The 15,184-nt window shown below is 73.1% G+C and carries 16 protein-coding genes and 1 pseudogene; 10 read left to right on the top strand and 7 right to left on the bottom strand.

The window, feature by feature from the left end; genetic code table 11:
* Positions 1-315: 315 nt before the first annotated feature.
* A complete protein-coding gene (locus SCK26_RS00820) occupies positions 316-2,931 on the top strand; it encodes a SpoIIE family protein phosphatase (RefSeq protein ID WP_318199259.1) in 2,616 nt (871 codons plus the stop codon).
* A gap of 755 nt (positions 2,932-3,686) precedes the next feature.
* Here the strand turns inward: SCK26_RS00820 and SCK26_RS00815 are convergent.
* From SCK26_RS00815 to SCK26_RS00795, 5 genes and pseudogenes are all read right to left on the bottom strand, one after another.
* Entirely contained in the window at positions 3,687-4,829 is a 1,143-nt protein-coding gene (locus SCK26_RS00815) for an SGNH/GDSL hydrolase family protein (RefSeq protein WP_318199258.1), read from the bottom strand.
* A gap of 452 nt (positions 4,830-5,281) precedes the next feature.
* A pseudogene (locus SCK26_RS00810) lies at positions 5,282-5,818 on the bottom strand (AI-2E family transporter); the annotation flags it as partial.
* 63 nt (positions 5,819-5,881) lie between these two features.
* On the bottom strand, positions 5,882-6,268 hold the full coding sequence (locus SCK26_RS00805; protein WP_318199257.1) for a hypothetical protein: 387 nt from the start codon (positions 6,266-6,268) through the stop codon (positions 5,882-5,884).
* On the bottom strand, positions 6,265-6,945 hold the full coding sequence (locus SCK26_RS00800; RefSeq protein ID WP_318199256.1) for a hypothetical protein: 681 nt from the start codon (positions 6,943-6,945) through the stop codon (positions 6,265-6,267). The genes SCK26_RS00805 and SCK26_RS00800 overlap by 4 nt, the downstream gene beginning before the upstream one ends.
* On the bottom strand, positions 6,936-7,514 hold the full coding sequence (locus SCK26_RS00795) for an RNA polymerase sigma factor (protein WP_318199255.1): 579 nt from the start codon (positions 7,512-7,514) through the stop codon (positions 6,936-6,938). Before SCK26_RS00795 ends, SCK26_RS00800 begins: the two co-directional genes overlap by 10 nt.
* Before the next feature lie 154 nt (positions 7,515-7,668).
* On the opposite strand from SCK26_RS00795, the gene SCK26_RS00790 reads away from it, so the two are divergent.
* From SCK26_RS00790 to SCK26_RS00750, 9 genes are all read left to right on the top strand, one after another.
* Positions 7,669-8,157, top strand: coding sequence for an Asp23/Gls24 family envelope stress response protein (locus SCK26_RS00790; RefSeq protein WP_318205882.1), 489 nt, complete (start codon positions 7,669-7,671; stop codon positions 8,155-8,157).
* 48 nt (positions 8,158-8,205) lie between these two features.
* Entirely contained in the window at positions 8,206-8,373 is a 168-nt protein-coding gene (locus SCK26_RS00785; RefSeq protein WP_318199254.1) for a hypothetical protein, read from the top strand.
* A complete protein-coding gene (locus tag SCK26_RS00780) occupies positions 8,370-8,774 on the top strand; it encodes an Asp23/Gls24 family envelope stress response protein (protein WP_318199253.1) in 405 nt (134 codons plus the stop codon). The genes SCK26_RS00785 and SCK26_RS00780 overlap by 4 nt, the downstream gene beginning before the upstream one ends.
* Before the next feature lie 52 nt (positions 8,775-8,826).
* Complete coding sequence (locus SCK26_RS00775) at positions 8,827-9,543, top strand: DUF6286 domain-containing protein (protein ID WP_318199252.1); 717 nt, start codon at positions 8,827-8,829, stop codon at positions 9,541-9,543.
* Positions 9,544-9,565: 22 nt separating this feature from the next.
* Entirely contained in the window at positions 9,566-10,174 is a 609-nt protein-coding gene (locus SCK26_RS00770; protein ID WP_318199251.1) for an alkaline shock response membrane anchor protein AmaP, read from the top strand.
* Positions 10,175-10,493: 319 nt separating this feature from the next.
* Positions 10,494-10,682: a hypothetical protein gene (locus tag SCK26_RS00765; RefSeq protein WP_318199250.1), complete on the top strand. Its 189-nt coding sequence runs from the start codon at positions 10,494-10,496 to the stop codon at positions 10,680-10,682.
* A 272-nt stretch (positions 10,683-10,954) separates the two neighbouring features.
* Entirely contained in the window at positions 10,955-11,440 is a 486-nt protein-coding gene (locus tag SCK26_RS00760) for a GNAT family N-acetyltransferase (protein ID WP_318199249.1), read from the top strand.
* Positions 11,441-12,121: 681 nt separating this feature from the next.
* Positions 12,122-12,262: a hypothetical protein gene (locus SCK26_RS00755; protein WP_318199248.1), complete on the top strand. Its 141-nt coding sequence runs from the start codon at positions 12,122-12,124 to the stop codon at positions 12,260-12,262.
* Positions 12,263-12,294: 32 nt separating this feature from the next.
* Positions 12,295-12,753: a hypothetical protein gene (locus SCK26_RS00750; protein ID WP_318199247.1), complete on the top strand. Its 459-nt coding sequence runs from the start codon at positions 12,295-12,297 to the stop codon at positions 12,751-12,753.
* A gap of 59 nt (positions 12,754-12,812) precedes the next feature.
* Here SCK26_RS00750 and SCK26_RS00745 read toward each other — a convergent pair whose 3' ends face one another.
* Both SCK26_RS00745 and SCK26_RS00740 read right to left on the bottom strand, forming a co-directional pair.
* Complete coding sequence (locus tag SCK26_RS00745) at positions 12,813-14,147, bottom strand: Dyp-type peroxidase (RefSeq protein WP_318199246.1); 1,335 nt, start codon at positions 14,145-14,147, stop codon at positions 12,813-12,815.
* Positions 14,148-14,167: 20 nt separating this feature from the next.
* Positions 14,168-15,181 (bottom strand): hypothetical protein, encoded by a 1,014-nt coding sequence (locus tag SCK26_RS00740; RefSeq protein ID WP_318199245.1) that lies wholly within the window; start codon positions 15,179-15,181, stop codon positions 14,168-14,170.
* Between the last annotated feature and the right edge of the window lie 3 nt (positions 15,182-15,184).

Below are 15,184 nucleotides of genomic sequence, written 5' to 3'. Positions count from 1 at the left end.
CACCACTCGTGGGCGGGGTTGCCGCCGTCGAAGACACCGCGGTAGAAGCCCGCCGACTCCTGCGGCCTGATGAAGGTCCTCGAAGGCGGCCTCGAGGCCGCCCGCTCCGGCCGCGACGGCAAGGAGCCGGCCGACCAGGGGCAGGCGAAGGCCGCGCCGGGCAAGGCGGCTGCCAGAGCGTCGACGGCCGGTACGCCGGGAAAGACGCCGGCGCGGTAGGCACCGCGGAGGAAGGCCGGGTCGGTTCTCGCCGCCGCGGCCCAGCGAAAAGAACGTCCTGTTAGGTTTTCACTCTTCAGAGGCATTTATCGTGCTATGGATAGCTCTAGTCCTCCCGGAGTTCTTTTCCGGCGTTTTCCTCCGGAGGCGCGCAGCGTGCCGCTGGCTCGGCGGTTCGTGCGCTCGGCGTTGCGTGGTGTCGCGCCGGAGGTGGTGGACACCGCCGAACTGCTGGCCAGTGAGCTGGTGACCAACGCGGTGCTGCACGCGCGTACCGAGGTAGAGGTGCGGGTCTGGTCGCACGAGAGCCAAGTGCGGGTGCGAGTCGGCGACAGCCGGCCGGACCGCCCGCTCGTGCCGCGGGAGCCCAGGCCGTACTCCGGTGCCGGACGGGGCCTTGCCGTGGTCGAGGCGCTGGCTTCCAGTCATGGAGCCCATGTCGGGGAGGGCCGCAAGACGGCATGGTTCGAGCTGTGGCCCCAGACCCCGGCGCCGCCGACGTCCGGATGGGACTCCGTGCCGGTGTACGGGCGAACCGCGACCGTGACACTGATTGACCTGCCCTACATCGTGTTCCGCGCGGCACAGCAGCACGGTGACGAGATGCTGCGCGAGCTGACTCTGACCACCTGCGTCGAGGAACGCGCCGGGGTGTCGGACCCCGAGCTGCTGGTCGCCGGCGATGTGGCCAACGTGATTAATGCGTGCATGGCGTCCGCGCTGGAGGAGACGGTCATCGGCGGCGCCACGGTGACCCTGGACATCGCGTTTCCCTTGGACGCCGCGCCGGCCGTGGACATCTTGCGGCACGTATTCGAACACGGCGACGCTGCGGCGCAGCTGGGCGCTCTGCTCACCCTCCCGGCTCCGCCGCACGTGCGGAGCACCTACCAGTGGGTGCTCGACCAACTGGTCACTCAGCTCTCCGGAGGTCCGCCCACCGCGTGGACGCTGCTGCCCGGCGTGCCGGACGCGACCTTCGTCGAAGTCACGCCGTGGGACGCCGGCGAGGTGGAGGACAGCAGTGTCCCGACTGTCGCGGCCGACGACGACGGCCGGATCATCGCGGCTAATGGCGCTCTGGCCGACCTGCTGGGATGGCAGACCGACGAGCTGATCGGCCGGCCTTTGACGGTGCTGATTCCCGAGCATCTGCGGGAGCGTCATCGGGCTGGGTTCACCGCGCTCCGGCTGACCGGCCGGTCGCGCATCATGGGCCGGTCCATCCCGCTGCCGGCGCTGCACCACGACGGGAGCCTGGTGCCTGTGCGTCTGCGCGTTCAGAGTCAGGAGGCGGTGGACGGCCGTACGGTGCGGGTGGGCCAGTTCATGCCCAGAGCGACGGCTCCCGGGGAGGAGCGGCCGGTATCGCGTCCCGACGCCGGTCCTTCGGTGCGGCTGCATACCGGTGCGGCAGCGGCATCGTGGGCCGGCGGCGCGGAGGCGACACCGGCGTGGGAGCGGTTGAGTCTGCTGGCCGACACCACCAGTGCGCTGTCGAGCACACTCGACTTGCGCGAGGGACTGCGCCGAGTGTGCCACGTCCTCACCCAGCAGATGGCCGACTGGTGCGTGGTCGACCTGCTCGACGAGCACGGGGATGCCGAACGGGTCTGCGTCGTCCACCGTGAGCCTCGGGCACTGAGCGTCGGGGTGGACCTCGGCAGGCTGCCCCCGGTGTCCGACAACGCGCGAGGACCGCTGGCCCGGGTACTGCACGGCGCGGGCCCCCTGCTGATCACCGATATCCCGTCACCGGGCCAGGCGGAAAGCGCCCTGGACGCCCGGCAGCTGGAGCTGTTCGAGCAACTGGGCGCCAGCAGCACGATCATGGCCCCACTGCGGGCCCACCGCGAGGTGCTGGGCGCACTGATCGTCGTACGCACCGGCCATGACAACCCTTTCACCGAAAACGACGCGCTCCTCGTCGCCGACCTCGTGAAAGGCATCTCGCTCAGTGTCGACAACGCCCGTCTGCACCAGCACACCCGTACCGCGGCCGAGCGCCTTCAGCGTTCCCTGCTGCCCCGCCTCCCGAACATCCCGTCCATGGAGATCACCGCCCGCTACGCCCCGTCCAGTACCACCGCCCAGGTCGGCGGCGACTGGTTCGACGCATTCCCCCTGTCCGACACCGACACGGCACTGGTCATCGGAGACGTGTCCGGGCATGACCTGAACGCCGCCGTCACGATGAGCCAACTACGTAACATGCTCCGCGGCATCGCCGTCGACTGCCAGGACCGCCCCTCGGAGGTACTGCGCCGCCTCGACCTCGCGACCCTCACCCTTTACCCGCACTCCACCGCGACCTGCGCCTACGCCGTCGTCAAAGGCCCCCGCAACGGCCCATGGGAAGTGCATCATTCCTCCGCCGGACACCTCCCCCTGCTGCTGACCTGCCCCAATGGCGACACCCGCTACCTGGACACCGCCTCCGGCCTCCTCATCGGCGTGGACAGCAGCCTTCCCAGACCCACCGCCCGCGACCCGCTGCCAGCCCACTCCACCCTGCTCCTGTTCACCGACGGCCTGATCGAACGCCCGGGGGAATCCCTCAGCGACGCCATGACCCGCCTGCGCCGGCACACCGCCGCCCTCGCCCGGGCACCCCTCGACGTCTTCTGCGACGAACTGATCCTCGGCCTCGGCGCCGGCAGCACCGACGACATCGCCCTCCTCGCCCTGCGTCCCGCCCCGCCGGGCACATGACCGGCGGCCGCCACCGGCCGAGGCCGCCCAGACTGGCCCCGGGCGCACCGCCGAACCGCAAGGAAGCGGTGAAGATCGTCAAGGACGGTGCCTCCCTGACCCGCGCTCCATGGGCATGCCCTGGGTCCTGATCAACCAGACCGTGAACCTGGACCAGCTGGGCGGAGAGCAGGCGATCCGCGCCAACCTCCTGGCCTGCGGCGCCTGGATCATCCTGCGTACCGACAGCGCCCAGGTGAACCTGGGCGACCTTCCCCCCCCCGGCTTTACGGCGGGCCTTCGGCGGGTGCCGTCGCCGGCGCAGGCCGACCGGAGGCTGTGCCCGCCGCCCACGCGTGACCTCCACCGGCACCGCCCCGGCAACGGACACGCGGGGCGGGCGGCGCGGCACGGCGGCCTCCGGCGGTGCGGGCGAGTCACGGCGGGCCGGCGGCGCGTGGGCGGCCCCGAGGGGGCGGGAGGGGCGCCGCGCGCGTGCGGAGCGCGGCCGCGAAGCGGCGCGGGAGCCCGGCGGAGCGGCCGGGGCCGGCGAGCACGGCGCGGCCCGGCGGTGTAAGGGCTGGAGAACGACAGCGCGGGCCTCCTCCCCTCTCCCGTTTCACGGCCGTGGTCCGAAGAGCGAGAGGCCCTTGGGGCACGCGTCCGTACCGGCGAACCCGCCCGGGTCAGCCGCTGTTCGAACCCCGCCGACCACGCGGGCGGACAGTCGTCGTGTCGTGCCGCGGCGGACGGTCCGGCCCGGACCGCCGCCCCGGTCACCAGTCCAGCGGCAGGGTGGCGAGGTGCTGGTCGAGCAGACCGGAGATGATCTGGTGGTCGTGGAGCGAGGGGTGCCAGTCGCAGCCGAGCCGGTCCAGGCCGGGATCGTCGTAGTACCAGTAACCGACCCGGTCGTCCCCTCGCGCGTTGCGGTCGCCGACGATGGCCCGTGCGGTGTCGGCGAAGGCGGTGCCGGCCACCGGGGTGGCGCTGACCACCAGGAACGTCCTGCTTCCGTAGCGGACCCGCAGTTTGTCGAGGAAGCCGTGGTAGGCGCTCGTGTAGGCGGCGATCAGCTCGCTCTGGGTGGCCCACGGCTCGCCGGAATGGAGCGGGGTCGAGAAGTCGTTGATGCCGAGGCCGATGACGACGACCTGCGGCTGCCAGTCGCGCGGCTTGTGCCAGACGTCGCCGACGACGTTCAGCAGGGCCCGGTCGTAGTAGGTGCGGTAGTCGGTGCCGGGGTCGCCGCCGTTGTAGTTGCGGACCATGCCGCGGCCGGAGAAGGCGTTCTGCTGGTAGTCGGCGCCCAACTTCCGGGCGGTGAGGGCCCCGAAGGCGAGGTCCGCGTTGCTGTTCCGGTCGACTCCTCCGTTGGCCGAGCAGTCGCGCATGCCCGAGGCGTTGCCGTACCCGGCGGTGAAGGAATCGCCGATGAACTCGATCTGCCTGCTCCGGGCGGCGGGGGCGGCGAGTATCCTTCCTCCCCGGGCGGCGGCGAACCCGCCGAATCGGCCGGCGGCCCACGGGCTCTCCGTCCGCTTGACGAGCCGCACGGTGTGCTCGGTGTCGGCGAGGCCCCTGACCCAGGACGTGGTGCGCCCGGGAGTGACCAGGGTACTGACGGTCGTTCCGTCGATCTGGACGTCGTAGTCATTGGCGGAGTCGTCGAGCACGATCCCGACGCCGGTGCCGTGGAACCGGCCTTCGAAGGCGATGCCGGGCCAGGTGTACTGCACCGAGCCATCGGCTGCCTTCTTGACCCGGCCCGCCGTCCGGAACCCGGCGAAGGCGGCGGACGGCGAGGGGCGGTGGGCGGCGGACGCCTGGGAGGGAGCGGCGGCGGTGAGGCCCGCGGTGACGCTCGCGGCGGCGGCCGTGAGCAGTGCCCGCCGGGACAGAGAGGGAGCGGTGCGCATGAGCGGTCCTTCCTGGGTCGGGAGATCTGCGCGTGCGGTCGTGCGGGAGCGCTCCCATGATGACCGTGCCGGTGCGGTGTGGGGAGTGGCCGGCGGCGACGGCCTGCCGGGGCGGGTGCCCGGGCGGTTCGGCGACGGCCCTGGTACGTCCCCGCGGTGCGCGCGGCAGGGCGCTGCGCGGCGAGGTCCCAAGCAACTGCCCGCGCTGTTCCGGACTTTGACTTCCGGCCAGGGAACCCGTCTGGCGGGCCACCGTGACCGCTGCTGCGTTGCCGGAGGCCGTGCGAGAGAACACGGAGGTGGTACCCGTGACCTGATGGAGTCCGAGCCGGTGACCGCCGCGAAAGGGCCACGAAAGTGAGCAGCGGGTGGTCGGCGAGAGCCGAGAGTGGTCCCGTGCGGCCGCCACCACGGCCGGGCAGCGGCGGCGGACGCCGTGCGCTGCCGCCTAGCCGAGAGCGCTGGGAAGCGCGGGCCGCGACGGCCCGCCGGGAGTCGCGCAGGAAGAAGACGAGCAGCAGCGCGAGTACGGCCGTGGCGATGCACTCGGTGACCACGCTGACCCCGTGGACGACGTTGGACGCGGCCATCCCGCCGAACTTCCCGAGTGGTTCGCGGGCGTTCCTGGCGAGGCCGTCCCGCCCGGCGGCGGCTCCGAAGCGCCGCGAGACGGCCCCGGCGGCGTCCCGCAGGAGAGGAGTTGTCTGCCGGTGTCGACGAGCACGGCGACGACGGTGTACACGGCACCGCCGACGACGGCCACGCCACACAGGTGAGCCCGGCCGCGACGGAGGGCTGCGCACCGCCCGTCCCAGCCGCCGGTACAGCGGCCCGAGCGGCGCGGTGCCGAGCAGGGCGAGCAGCACCGGGGCGACGGCCGCGCGCAGCTCCCCGCACGGCCGCAGCCCGATCCAGCCCGCCGCGGCGACGAGCGGCAGCACGACGCACCGGGCGGCGGGCCGGCGTACGGGATCGGGCCGCAGGGGCACGAGCCCGGCCCACCACACCGACCGCGGCCTGTCCCGCTACCCGGCACCGAACGGCCGCATCCCTCACCCGCCCGCCACCGCGTCCGGCCGGGGGACGGTACGGGTCACGGTGACCTCGACGGTGACCCGCTCCACCGCGTCGTGGGCCGCGAGGTGGGAAAGGACGGCGGCGCCGACCCGGTCGTGGACCTCTCGGGCGGTGTCCAGCGCCCGCCGGCTCTCGGCCAGGACGCATCGCACCTCGATGCGCCACCCCGAACCGTCCGGGGCGCGGTCGGCGCGGATGCCGGCCTCGGGCGCCGCCCGGTGCGGCACGGCGCCCGTCCGGGCGGGCGCGGCGGCCACCGCCAGGCGGTGGGAGAAGCGGGGGTGCAGGGCCGCCACGCCGGGAACCGCGAGGGCCGCCTCCGCCGCGACACCGAGGAACGCGGCCGGCCGGACGGTGGTCATCGCACACCGCCGCTGCTCACCGGTCCCGGGCGCGGGGGTGGGGGCGGCTCGGGCGCCAGGAGGTCGACGACGGTGATGTCGACGGCCGTCAGCGCGAGTCCCAGGTCCTGTCCGGCCGAGTGGAGGACCGACCGGCGCACCTCACCGGCCCGGTCGGGCAGCGGGCGGTCCGCGGCGACGGCCAGGGTCATGGTCACTCGCACGCCGGCTTCGCCCTCGGGCGCGAGCCGGCAGGACGCGGTCCGCGCACCGGGAACCGCGTCCGCCGCCTGGCGCAGCACCCGGGCGGCGGCGTGCTCGGTGATCCGCAGGTCCCGGTCCGGGTCCGTCAGGGGCAGCAGCCGTCCCAGCCGTACCTCCGCCCTGACGGTGTCCATGACGCGGCCGGCGAGCGCGTGGTGGGCGGCGGCGTCCTCGGCGCGCAGCGCCCGGGTGGCCGCGTCCACCGTGGCCAGCCCCTCGACGGCCTCGCGGCAGTGCGGGCAGGAGACGGTGTGCGGGTCGGCGGCCGACGCCGCGTCCCGCGCCTGCTCCCAGACCCGGCTGAGCAGCCGGCCGCAGGGCAGCACCTCGTCACCCGCGAACGGCGGCGCGCCGGTGAGGGGGCCGGCGGCCCCGGAAGGCCCGGCAGGTCGGGCGGATGCTGCGGGGCGCGCCCGCGCGTCGTCTAGCGCCATGGGCCCATCGCCTCCTGGAGGGATCGGCGTGCCCGGAAGAGTCTGCCGCGCACGGTCTGTTCGCTGGTCCGCGTCATCTGGGCGATCTCCTTGTAGGACAGGCCCTGCACCTCGCGCAGGATCCAGCACAGCCGCTGCCCGGTCTGGAGACCGCCGAGCGCGTGGGACAGGGCGGCGACGGCCGCGTCCTGCTCGGCGCAGCGGGCGGGCTGGCTCCGGGCGTCCCGCGCCGCGGGTTCGGCGGCCGTGTCCAGCGGGAGGGGCGGCGGCCGGCGCCGGCGCCGCACGGCCAGGCAGCGGTTGACGGTGATCCGGTACATCCAGGTGCGGAACTCCGCGGTGTGGCGGAACTCCGGCAACCGCCGCCAGGCGCTGACGAAGGCGTCCTGAACGGCCTCCTCGGCGTCCTGCGGGTTGCCGAGCAGGCCGCGGGCGAGGGCGAGGAGGGGCCGGCCGTGCCGCTGGACGAGAACGGCGAAGGCGTCCTCGTCGCCCTCGGCAGCCCGCACGGCCAGGAATCCGTCCGGCAGGCCGTATCCCGGCGGTGGGTAAGCAGTGCGTTCGGTCATGGCGCTCCCGCGCAGCGCTCGGACCGTCCGGGTACCCGGGCACTGTTCTGTGATGCACATCACATCGGATGCGTGTGAGAAATGCCCGGCCTGCCGTATCGAACCTTTCGAGGGCGCCACACCGGTGTCCGACCTACCGATCGAGGCGACCGCCATGACGGAGAACATCACCAGCGTCGGCGGGGGCAGCCGGTCCGACGCGGGCGTGAGCGCGCTGAAAGGCCGTACCGGGGCCGGGGCCCCGGCCGAGACGCGGGGGAAGACCACCATCGCGGACGGCGTGGTGGCCAAGATCGCGGGCATGGCCGCCCGCGAGGTACCGGGCATCCACAACCTCGGGGCGGGCATGGCCCGCGCCTTCGGCGCCGTGCGGGACCGCGTGCCCGGCACAGGCGGCGGCGCGGGGGTCACCCGGGGGGTGAAGGTCGAGGTCGGCGAGCGGCAGGCCGCCGTGGACCTGGACGTCGTCGTCGAGTACGGCGTCTCCATCGTCGACGTCGCCGGTGACGTGCGTACCAACGTGATCGGCGCCGTGGAGCGGATGACGGGCCTGGAGGTCGTCGAGGTGAACATCGCCGTCGACGACGTCCACCTGCCCGACGAGGAAGAAGAAGCCGAACCGGACGAGAGCCGCGTGCGGTGATCCACCCCCGCGTCCCGGGCGGGCGCGGGCGAGACGGGTGAGTGCGACATGAACACAGCGACGACGGGCCTCATGGCCGGCATGGCCCTGGGCTTCGCCGGTTACTTCGGCGGCTTCTGGGCCTTCCTGCTGGTCCTGGTCCTCGGTGCGGCGGGGCTGATCGCCGGCCTCGCCGTGCAGGGCGACCTCGGCCTCGGGTCACGGAGGCAGCGGTGAGGAGCCGGTCAGGCTCCGCGGGCGAGGGGCCGGGCCCGGCCCAGGCCACCGGCCTGCCGCCCCCAGCCGAGCGGGGCGCCACCGTCATCCCGGACCGGGTGGTCGCGCGCATCGCCGCCCGGGCCGCCCGCACGGCGCAGGCGCGGCGCGCGGCCGTGCCGCCCGGCCCGGGTACGGCGGCGGCGCCGAGCGCCACCGCCGCGGTGCGCACCGGATCGGTGCGCCTGCACCTGGCCATGGACCTGCCCTACCCGGCCGACCTCGCCTACGTCTGCGAGCGCATCCAGCGGGACGTGGCCGAACGGGTGGCCCACCTGACCGGCCTGCGGGTGGGAGAGGTCACCCTTACCGTCCGGCGGCTGGTGACCGCCGCCGACCCGGGCCGGGGGCGGGTCCGGTGAACGGCCACGCGACCCGGACCGCCCGGCCCTCCGCACGGGAAGGGAGCCCGCGATGACACCCGACCCGGTCCCGCCCGGCCGCGAGACGGCACCCGACCCCGGCCCGCCCGGCCGTGGCCCCACGCCGTCCGGGCGTCCCACCGTGCCGCTGACGAAGGAGCCCGGCCCGCCCGGGCGCGCCGGAACCGAGCCGGATGCCACGGCCCAAGAGCGCGGCGGAGGGCGCCGGACACACCGCCCGTGGTCCGCGCGCCGCCTGCCGGCGGCACTGGTCGCCGCGGTGATCCTGGTGGCGGCGGTCGCGGCGCTGGCCGACGTCGTCGCCGTACGGGCCGGAGGCTCCTCGGCGGCCTGGCGGCGGCACCTGACCGACGCGCTGGCCACCCGACCCTTGGACGACGTGTGGATGCTCACGGGAGCCGCCGTGGCCGCAGCCGTCGGCCTCTGGCTGATCGCCCTGGCCCTCACCCCCGGGCTACGGCAGTGGCTGCCCCTGCGCTCCACCGCCGGCTGCCCCCGGCTGCGGGCCTCGCTGGACCGCGACGGCGCCGCCGGCCTGCTGCGCGACGCCGCCCTGCGGGTCCCCGGCGTCGGCGCGGCGCGCGTCCGGGTGCGCCGCCACCGCGTCAAAGCCCGCGCGGACGTCCGGTTCCGCGACCCCCGCCAGGTGGAGGACGACCTCACCGCCGTCCTCGACGAGGAACGCGACCGGCTCGCCCTCGCGGCCCCTCCCCGCATCGTCGTACGGGTGCGGCAACGCACCGGCTGACGCAGAACCCGGAGCCCGCGCCATGACCCCGCGATCCGCACTCAACCGCACTCTGCTGGCCCTCGTCGGACTGCTCCTGCTCGGCGGTGGACTGCTGATCCTCTTCGCCGGGTTCGACCTCTACCGGCGACACGGTCTGGGCCCGCCCGTCGGCTGGCCCCTGACCGGCCCCGACGACGTCCTGCTCGGCTCCGCCGACCGGGAACGCTGGAGCGGCCAGGGCTGGTGGTGGTGGCCCGCGGTCATCGCCGCGCTCGCGGTCGTCGCCCTGCTCGCCCTGTGGTGGCTGCTCACCCAGCTGAGCCGGCGCCGCCCCGGCGCGCTGCCCGTCGGCGGCACGCCCCCGCGGGAGGGCGTCGAACTGCGCGACCGCGCGCTCAGCGACGCGATCGCGGCCGAGGCCGGAGCCCTGCCGGAGGTCCGGCACGCGGCCGTACGCATCACCGGCCGGCCCGCCCACCCGCACGTCCGTGTCGGGATCACCCTCACCCCGCACGGCGCCCCCGGCGCCACCCTCGGCGCCCTGTGCGAGGGCCCGCTGCGGACCGCTCACCGGTCCACCGGCCTGCCCGACATGCCCACCGAGGTCCGCCTGAAGGTCGCCCGCCACCCGCCGCACCGCACGGAGTGATCCACGGACACCCTCCTGACGGCACCGTACGGCTGCACGGCTCGTTCCCCACCTGCCCCGGCGGCGAGAAGGCGATCCGGGCGCGGCGTACGCGCGTACGGCGTCGGCGGCCGCGGGGTCCAACTGCTGCCGGGCGGTGTCGGCGGAGGCCGGCTGTTCCCGGCAGCACCCTGGACCGACCGAGGCGGTTGCGTTCCGTATGCCGAGGGAGGATGCGACGGCGCCGATGATCTCGTGGGCCGGCACGCTCACCGTGTCACACGGCGTGCCCCCGAGCGGCGGCCGGAGGCGGGACGCCTTGGCCGACGGCACATACCCGGTGCGTCACGGAAGACGTGCCAGGGCCGCTTCGGACGGACCCCCGGCCGTCGCCTGCGAACTCGTCGCCACCGACGAACCACCCCTGCGGCTCTTCCTCGGCACCTACCCCTATCCGGTCGTCGAGGCGGCCTACCGGAAGCGGCTCGACTCGTGGAACGAATGGCAGCACCTCGCCTCCCGCGCGTGACCGGCACGGAGCACACCGCGGCGTCCAGGATCTCCGCACGTCACCTGCCGCATGCTGTCCGGCATTGGGTACGGGACACCTCGACCGCAGCAGGCGCTCGTACGACCGCAGCGGCACGAGTGCGGCCGGGGTGTGGAGCGTCGCGGTGTCGGTGCCGCAGGCCAGGCCGGGGATGACGATACCCGTCGGTGGCAGGACCGAGCCGATGTGCCGGTCGGGCACCCGCCCCCCCGTCCCGGCACCCGGTGGGCACCGCGTGTGAGACTCAGGGCATGATCCGTACCGCGGCCCCCGCCGACATTCCCGTCCTCCACACCCTGATTCGCGAGCTCGCCGAGTACGAAAAGGCACTCGACGAGGTCAGGGCGACGAAGGAACAACTCACCGAGGCCCTGTTCGGCGAGCGCCCGGCCGCCTACGCGCACGTGGCCGAGGACGCCGACGGCGAGGTCGTGGGCTTCGCGCTGTGGTTCCTCAACTTCTCCACCTGGCGAGGCGTGCACGGCATCTACCTGGAGGACCTGTACGTCCGTCCCGAGGCCCGCGGCGGCGGCCACGGCAAGGCCTTGTTGACGGAACTCGCTCGCATCTGTGTCGCACGCGGCTACGAGCGCCTGGAATGGTCGGTCCTGAACTGGAACCGCTCCGCGATCGACTTCTACGAAGCACTGGGCGCCCGCCCCCAGGACGAGTGGGCGGTGTACCGGCTCACGGACGAAGCGCTGAACGCCCTGGGGGGCCAGGGCGGCCGGCCGTAGCCGAGTCCCGAACCGGGTGATCCGCGCGGCCCGCCTCGGCCGTCTGCAAGGTGTCGCCGAAGCCCTGGAGCAACGTTTGGCCGGTCGGACCAGGACGGGATCTGTGGTGGCCTCTGGTCAGTACCGTCATCTGGGCAGGACTGACCGCGTACGGCTTCAGGACCTACCGCCGGATCAGGACAACGACTGTGCCGACTGTCACCGGCCGTCCGCCTGCCTGACTGCCCCTTGCCCGGCGCCGTCCCCGGCCGGCCCGCTGATCCGGGATGACGTTGGCCGTGAACCGGATCATGCTGCGGGCGATTCCCGTCGCCGCCGTGGTCGGGGAGTCCTGCGCCCAGTCCCGCGGCGCGGACAGCAGCACGTCCCCCACCTCGTCCAGCGCGGAGAAGCCCACGCATGCCCCCCGTCCACGGCAGCGGCGGGCCAGACTACGTCCTCGCCGGCCGCAGCAGGACGAACGCCAGCTCCGGATTCCGTTCATGCCTGCCCGACGGCAGCATCGCCACTGGCCTGAAACAGCTACGCGAGCCCGGCCCGGCCGGACCGGTGAGCCCGGCCCGGCCGGACCGGTGAGCCCGGCCCGGCCGGACCGGTGTTCCTCCGCTTCGGCCGTGTCCGCATGCAGCCCTACGGAAAGCGATTGGCAATCCCGCCGTGAGGTGGCCGAAGCCGACGCCCGTGACCGGCCAGAGCCCGGCATCCGTCGTGCGCTTCGTCCGCACCTCCGCCCTCGCGGCCCTGCTCGTTCCCGCCGCCGCCCATGCCGCCACCGCCTCGGCCCCCGACTTCGCCGGGGCGCGTTCCGGGCGGGGCCCTTGATGGGCTGTTCGGTGACCTGGCGGGATATGCCCGTGACGGTGCCGCTGCCGATGCTCCAGCAGGGGGCGATCGGACTTCGTCCCGACAGTCAAACAAGATGGTCTTCCATCTGGGCTATGCCGGCACCGGTGATTCCGGCTTCCGAGCAGAGGTGGGAAGCGAGCAGGGCGCTCAGCCGCGGCGAGTTCTATACCGAGAAGATCGAGGCCCACGAGCACATGGACTTCCAGGGCCCTGCAGCTGAGGAAGCCGCAGCACGGCTCCAGGGCTTCGGGGCACGCGCCCGGTTCCAAGGACAGCTCGCGCCCTCCAAGAACCGACTGTTGCGGATCGTGAAGCGCCACGCTGCCGGCGTCTATCCCGGCACCTACATGACTTGCGTCCACGACCCTGCGAAAGCTCTCTGCGAGAAGGCGCGGCGCGACCGAGGCGAAAATCTCCCGGAGTACGGCGGCTGCCTGCCGCTGGCCTGCCGGAACGCGTGGCCCTGACCGGCGAGAACACGCAAGCGTGGCGGCGGGAACTCGACCGGTGGCTCGTCGCCACGCTGTCAGTCGCGCAGGTCGCCGAGCCAACGCAGGGCGGTCAGGCTGGGCAGGAAGCAGTACTCGCCTCCTCGGGTGACGACGAACCGCGGCAGTGCGGCGAGGCGTCGGCGCAGTGGCCTGCGGGGAATGGTGAAGTCGGTCGAGCCGTCGCGGGATCCGGTCACGGGGTCCTGGGCGTTGTTCGCGCCGAAGAAGACACCGTCGTTCATCCACTGGGACTGGACGAACTCGAACTGCCGCCCCAGATGCGCGCCGATGAACGCGAACATCAGACCGCGGTTGGCTCCGTCGTCCTCCAGTACTCCCTCGGGCAGAGGCGGGCCGTAGACGGCGCCGCGCCGGATCATGCGGTGCAGCCGCACCTCTCCCGCCACCGCGGCGTCGCGGGGGTTGGCGCGGCGGATGTGGCAGCCGCCGGGTGTCGTGAACCCCGCCGGGTCGTCGCTCTCGTACAGGAAGGTGTTACGGCGGTACGGGTCGGCGCCGAGCGAGGGATCGTCGTGGTCCGGTGCCAGCGCCAGGGGAGCGCCGCTGCGCCAACGCCCCATGATCTTCGCGGCGATCAGTTCCTCGTCCTGGGGTCCGGTGGAATTGTCCTTCAGACAGCGGCGGAACGCGGCGACGTCCTGGTGAAGCTTGCGGAAGACGGCGTAGCTGCCGTTGCGCCCCAGCACGGTCGGCTGCGGGGACTGGATCCCGCCGAGCTCGTCCCGGTAGCCGAGGAGGAAGTCACCGGCTTTCAGCGGTACTTCCAGCTGGTTGGATCCTGGTATGTTGCTGCCTTCGACAGCCGGATGGCTGACCCCGTCCCGATAGCCGAAGTGCTCGGTCTCGGTGGGCAGCGCGTAGCAGTCCTGCCGCCATACCGCCGTCACGCCGGAGAGCCGGTCGTACGCGGGGCGGGCCCGGTCGACGGCCGCCTCCAGCTGTGCGGCGTCGGGTGCGACCGCTGTGAGGACCACATGAACACCGGGACTGCCCAGCGGTGCCTCCCAGTGTTCCGGGCTGCTCTCGCCCACATCGCCCAGCGCCCTGGCACGCGCCGCCATCCCCTGCTGGAACTCCCAGGCGAACGTCTCAAGCGAGGCGCGCGGCACTCCCAGCGTCTCAAGACCGCGGCAGGTGACGGCCACACTCACCCAGGTCTCGCCCAGGGGGCTGACCGAGTCCGCCGCGGAGGTCACCGCCGTGCTCGCCCGCCGCATCAACTCCCGGCCGTCTCCACGGTCATCGATGCGGAAGGCGACATAGGTCGCCGCGTAGGGCGTCGGCCGGGGGCTGAGAACCCCGCGCTGGATGTCGTCGAGCTCCAACGAGACGTCCGTGTGCGTGCTCACCGCTCACCTCCGCGCCGTTTCTACTTGGAGACGACGTTCCGCCAGAAGTTCCGCAGGCTGTCGTCCCCGCCGAACAAGGAGCTGAAGATGGTCGAGTCCGCCAGCAGCAGATCGGCCACGCGGTCACCGCTCGGCGGCATCCACAGGAGCATGTTGAACTCCGCGTTTCCGGCCTCGGTGAACGGATGCGGCCGAGACATGTCGATCGGCTGCCTGGCCAGCACCCGGATGGCGTCCGGATCGTCGGTCGTCACGTCGTAGTGCGGCAGATGCATGTGGAAGTTGAAGTTCGTCACCCCCTCCAGCCAGCCCTTCGAATCCAGGTCCCGGACCGTGGACAGCGGGGCGATCCGGTCGCCCTCGCGCGTCGCCGGACGCAGCCCGTACCGGTTGATGACCGGCACGTCGAGGCCCTTCATCAAGTCCCTCACATAGGTGGCGAACCGCTGCTGCCGGGGCACCAGGGGATCGCCGTGGTGGCGGTACTCCATCTCCCGGACCTTCAGGTCGTCCGAGGAACCGACATCGTGGTGCGGGCCCAGGACGAGGCAGGCGTCCTCCCGGCCGAGGAACTCCCGCAGGGCATCGATCTCCCCGGGCTGGGCCTCCTGCTCGGTGACCGCGTGGTCCAGCCCGAACACGAACATCACGTCCGTGTCGCCGAGCACCCGCTCGTCGAGCGGGGTGAAAAAGCCCGCCTGGTCGATGCGCTGGTACACCGGGACGGGATGTCCCGTGACCTCCTCGACGTACTCCTGGAACGGTACCCAGGCCCAGAAGAACAGCTCCAGTGACCCGGCGATACCCTGCTGGAACCGGTACGGGTCCGACCACTTCGGGTCCTCGTACGCGGGCCAGGCCACCCGCCTGACCTCGGTCATCGTGGAAAAACGGTTGTCCAGCTCGGCCGCGTTGCGACCGGCCTCCGCCGGATAGCTCCAGGACACGTAGATGCTCACCCGCCGCCCGCCAGGGGTGTACTTGCGCGGGATGTGCCGCTGGTTGTACGTGCGTGCGGTCTTGACCTCGCTCATGTC

Origin of the sequence: Streptomyces sp. SCL15-4 (assembly GCF_033366695.1) — a bacterium.
GTDB lineage: Bacteria > Actinomycetota > Actinomycetes > Streptomycetales > Streptomycetaceae > Streptomyces.
The sequence above is the reverse complement of the archived record's forward strand: the minus strand, read 5'-3'. Positions and strand labels throughout refer to the sequence as shown.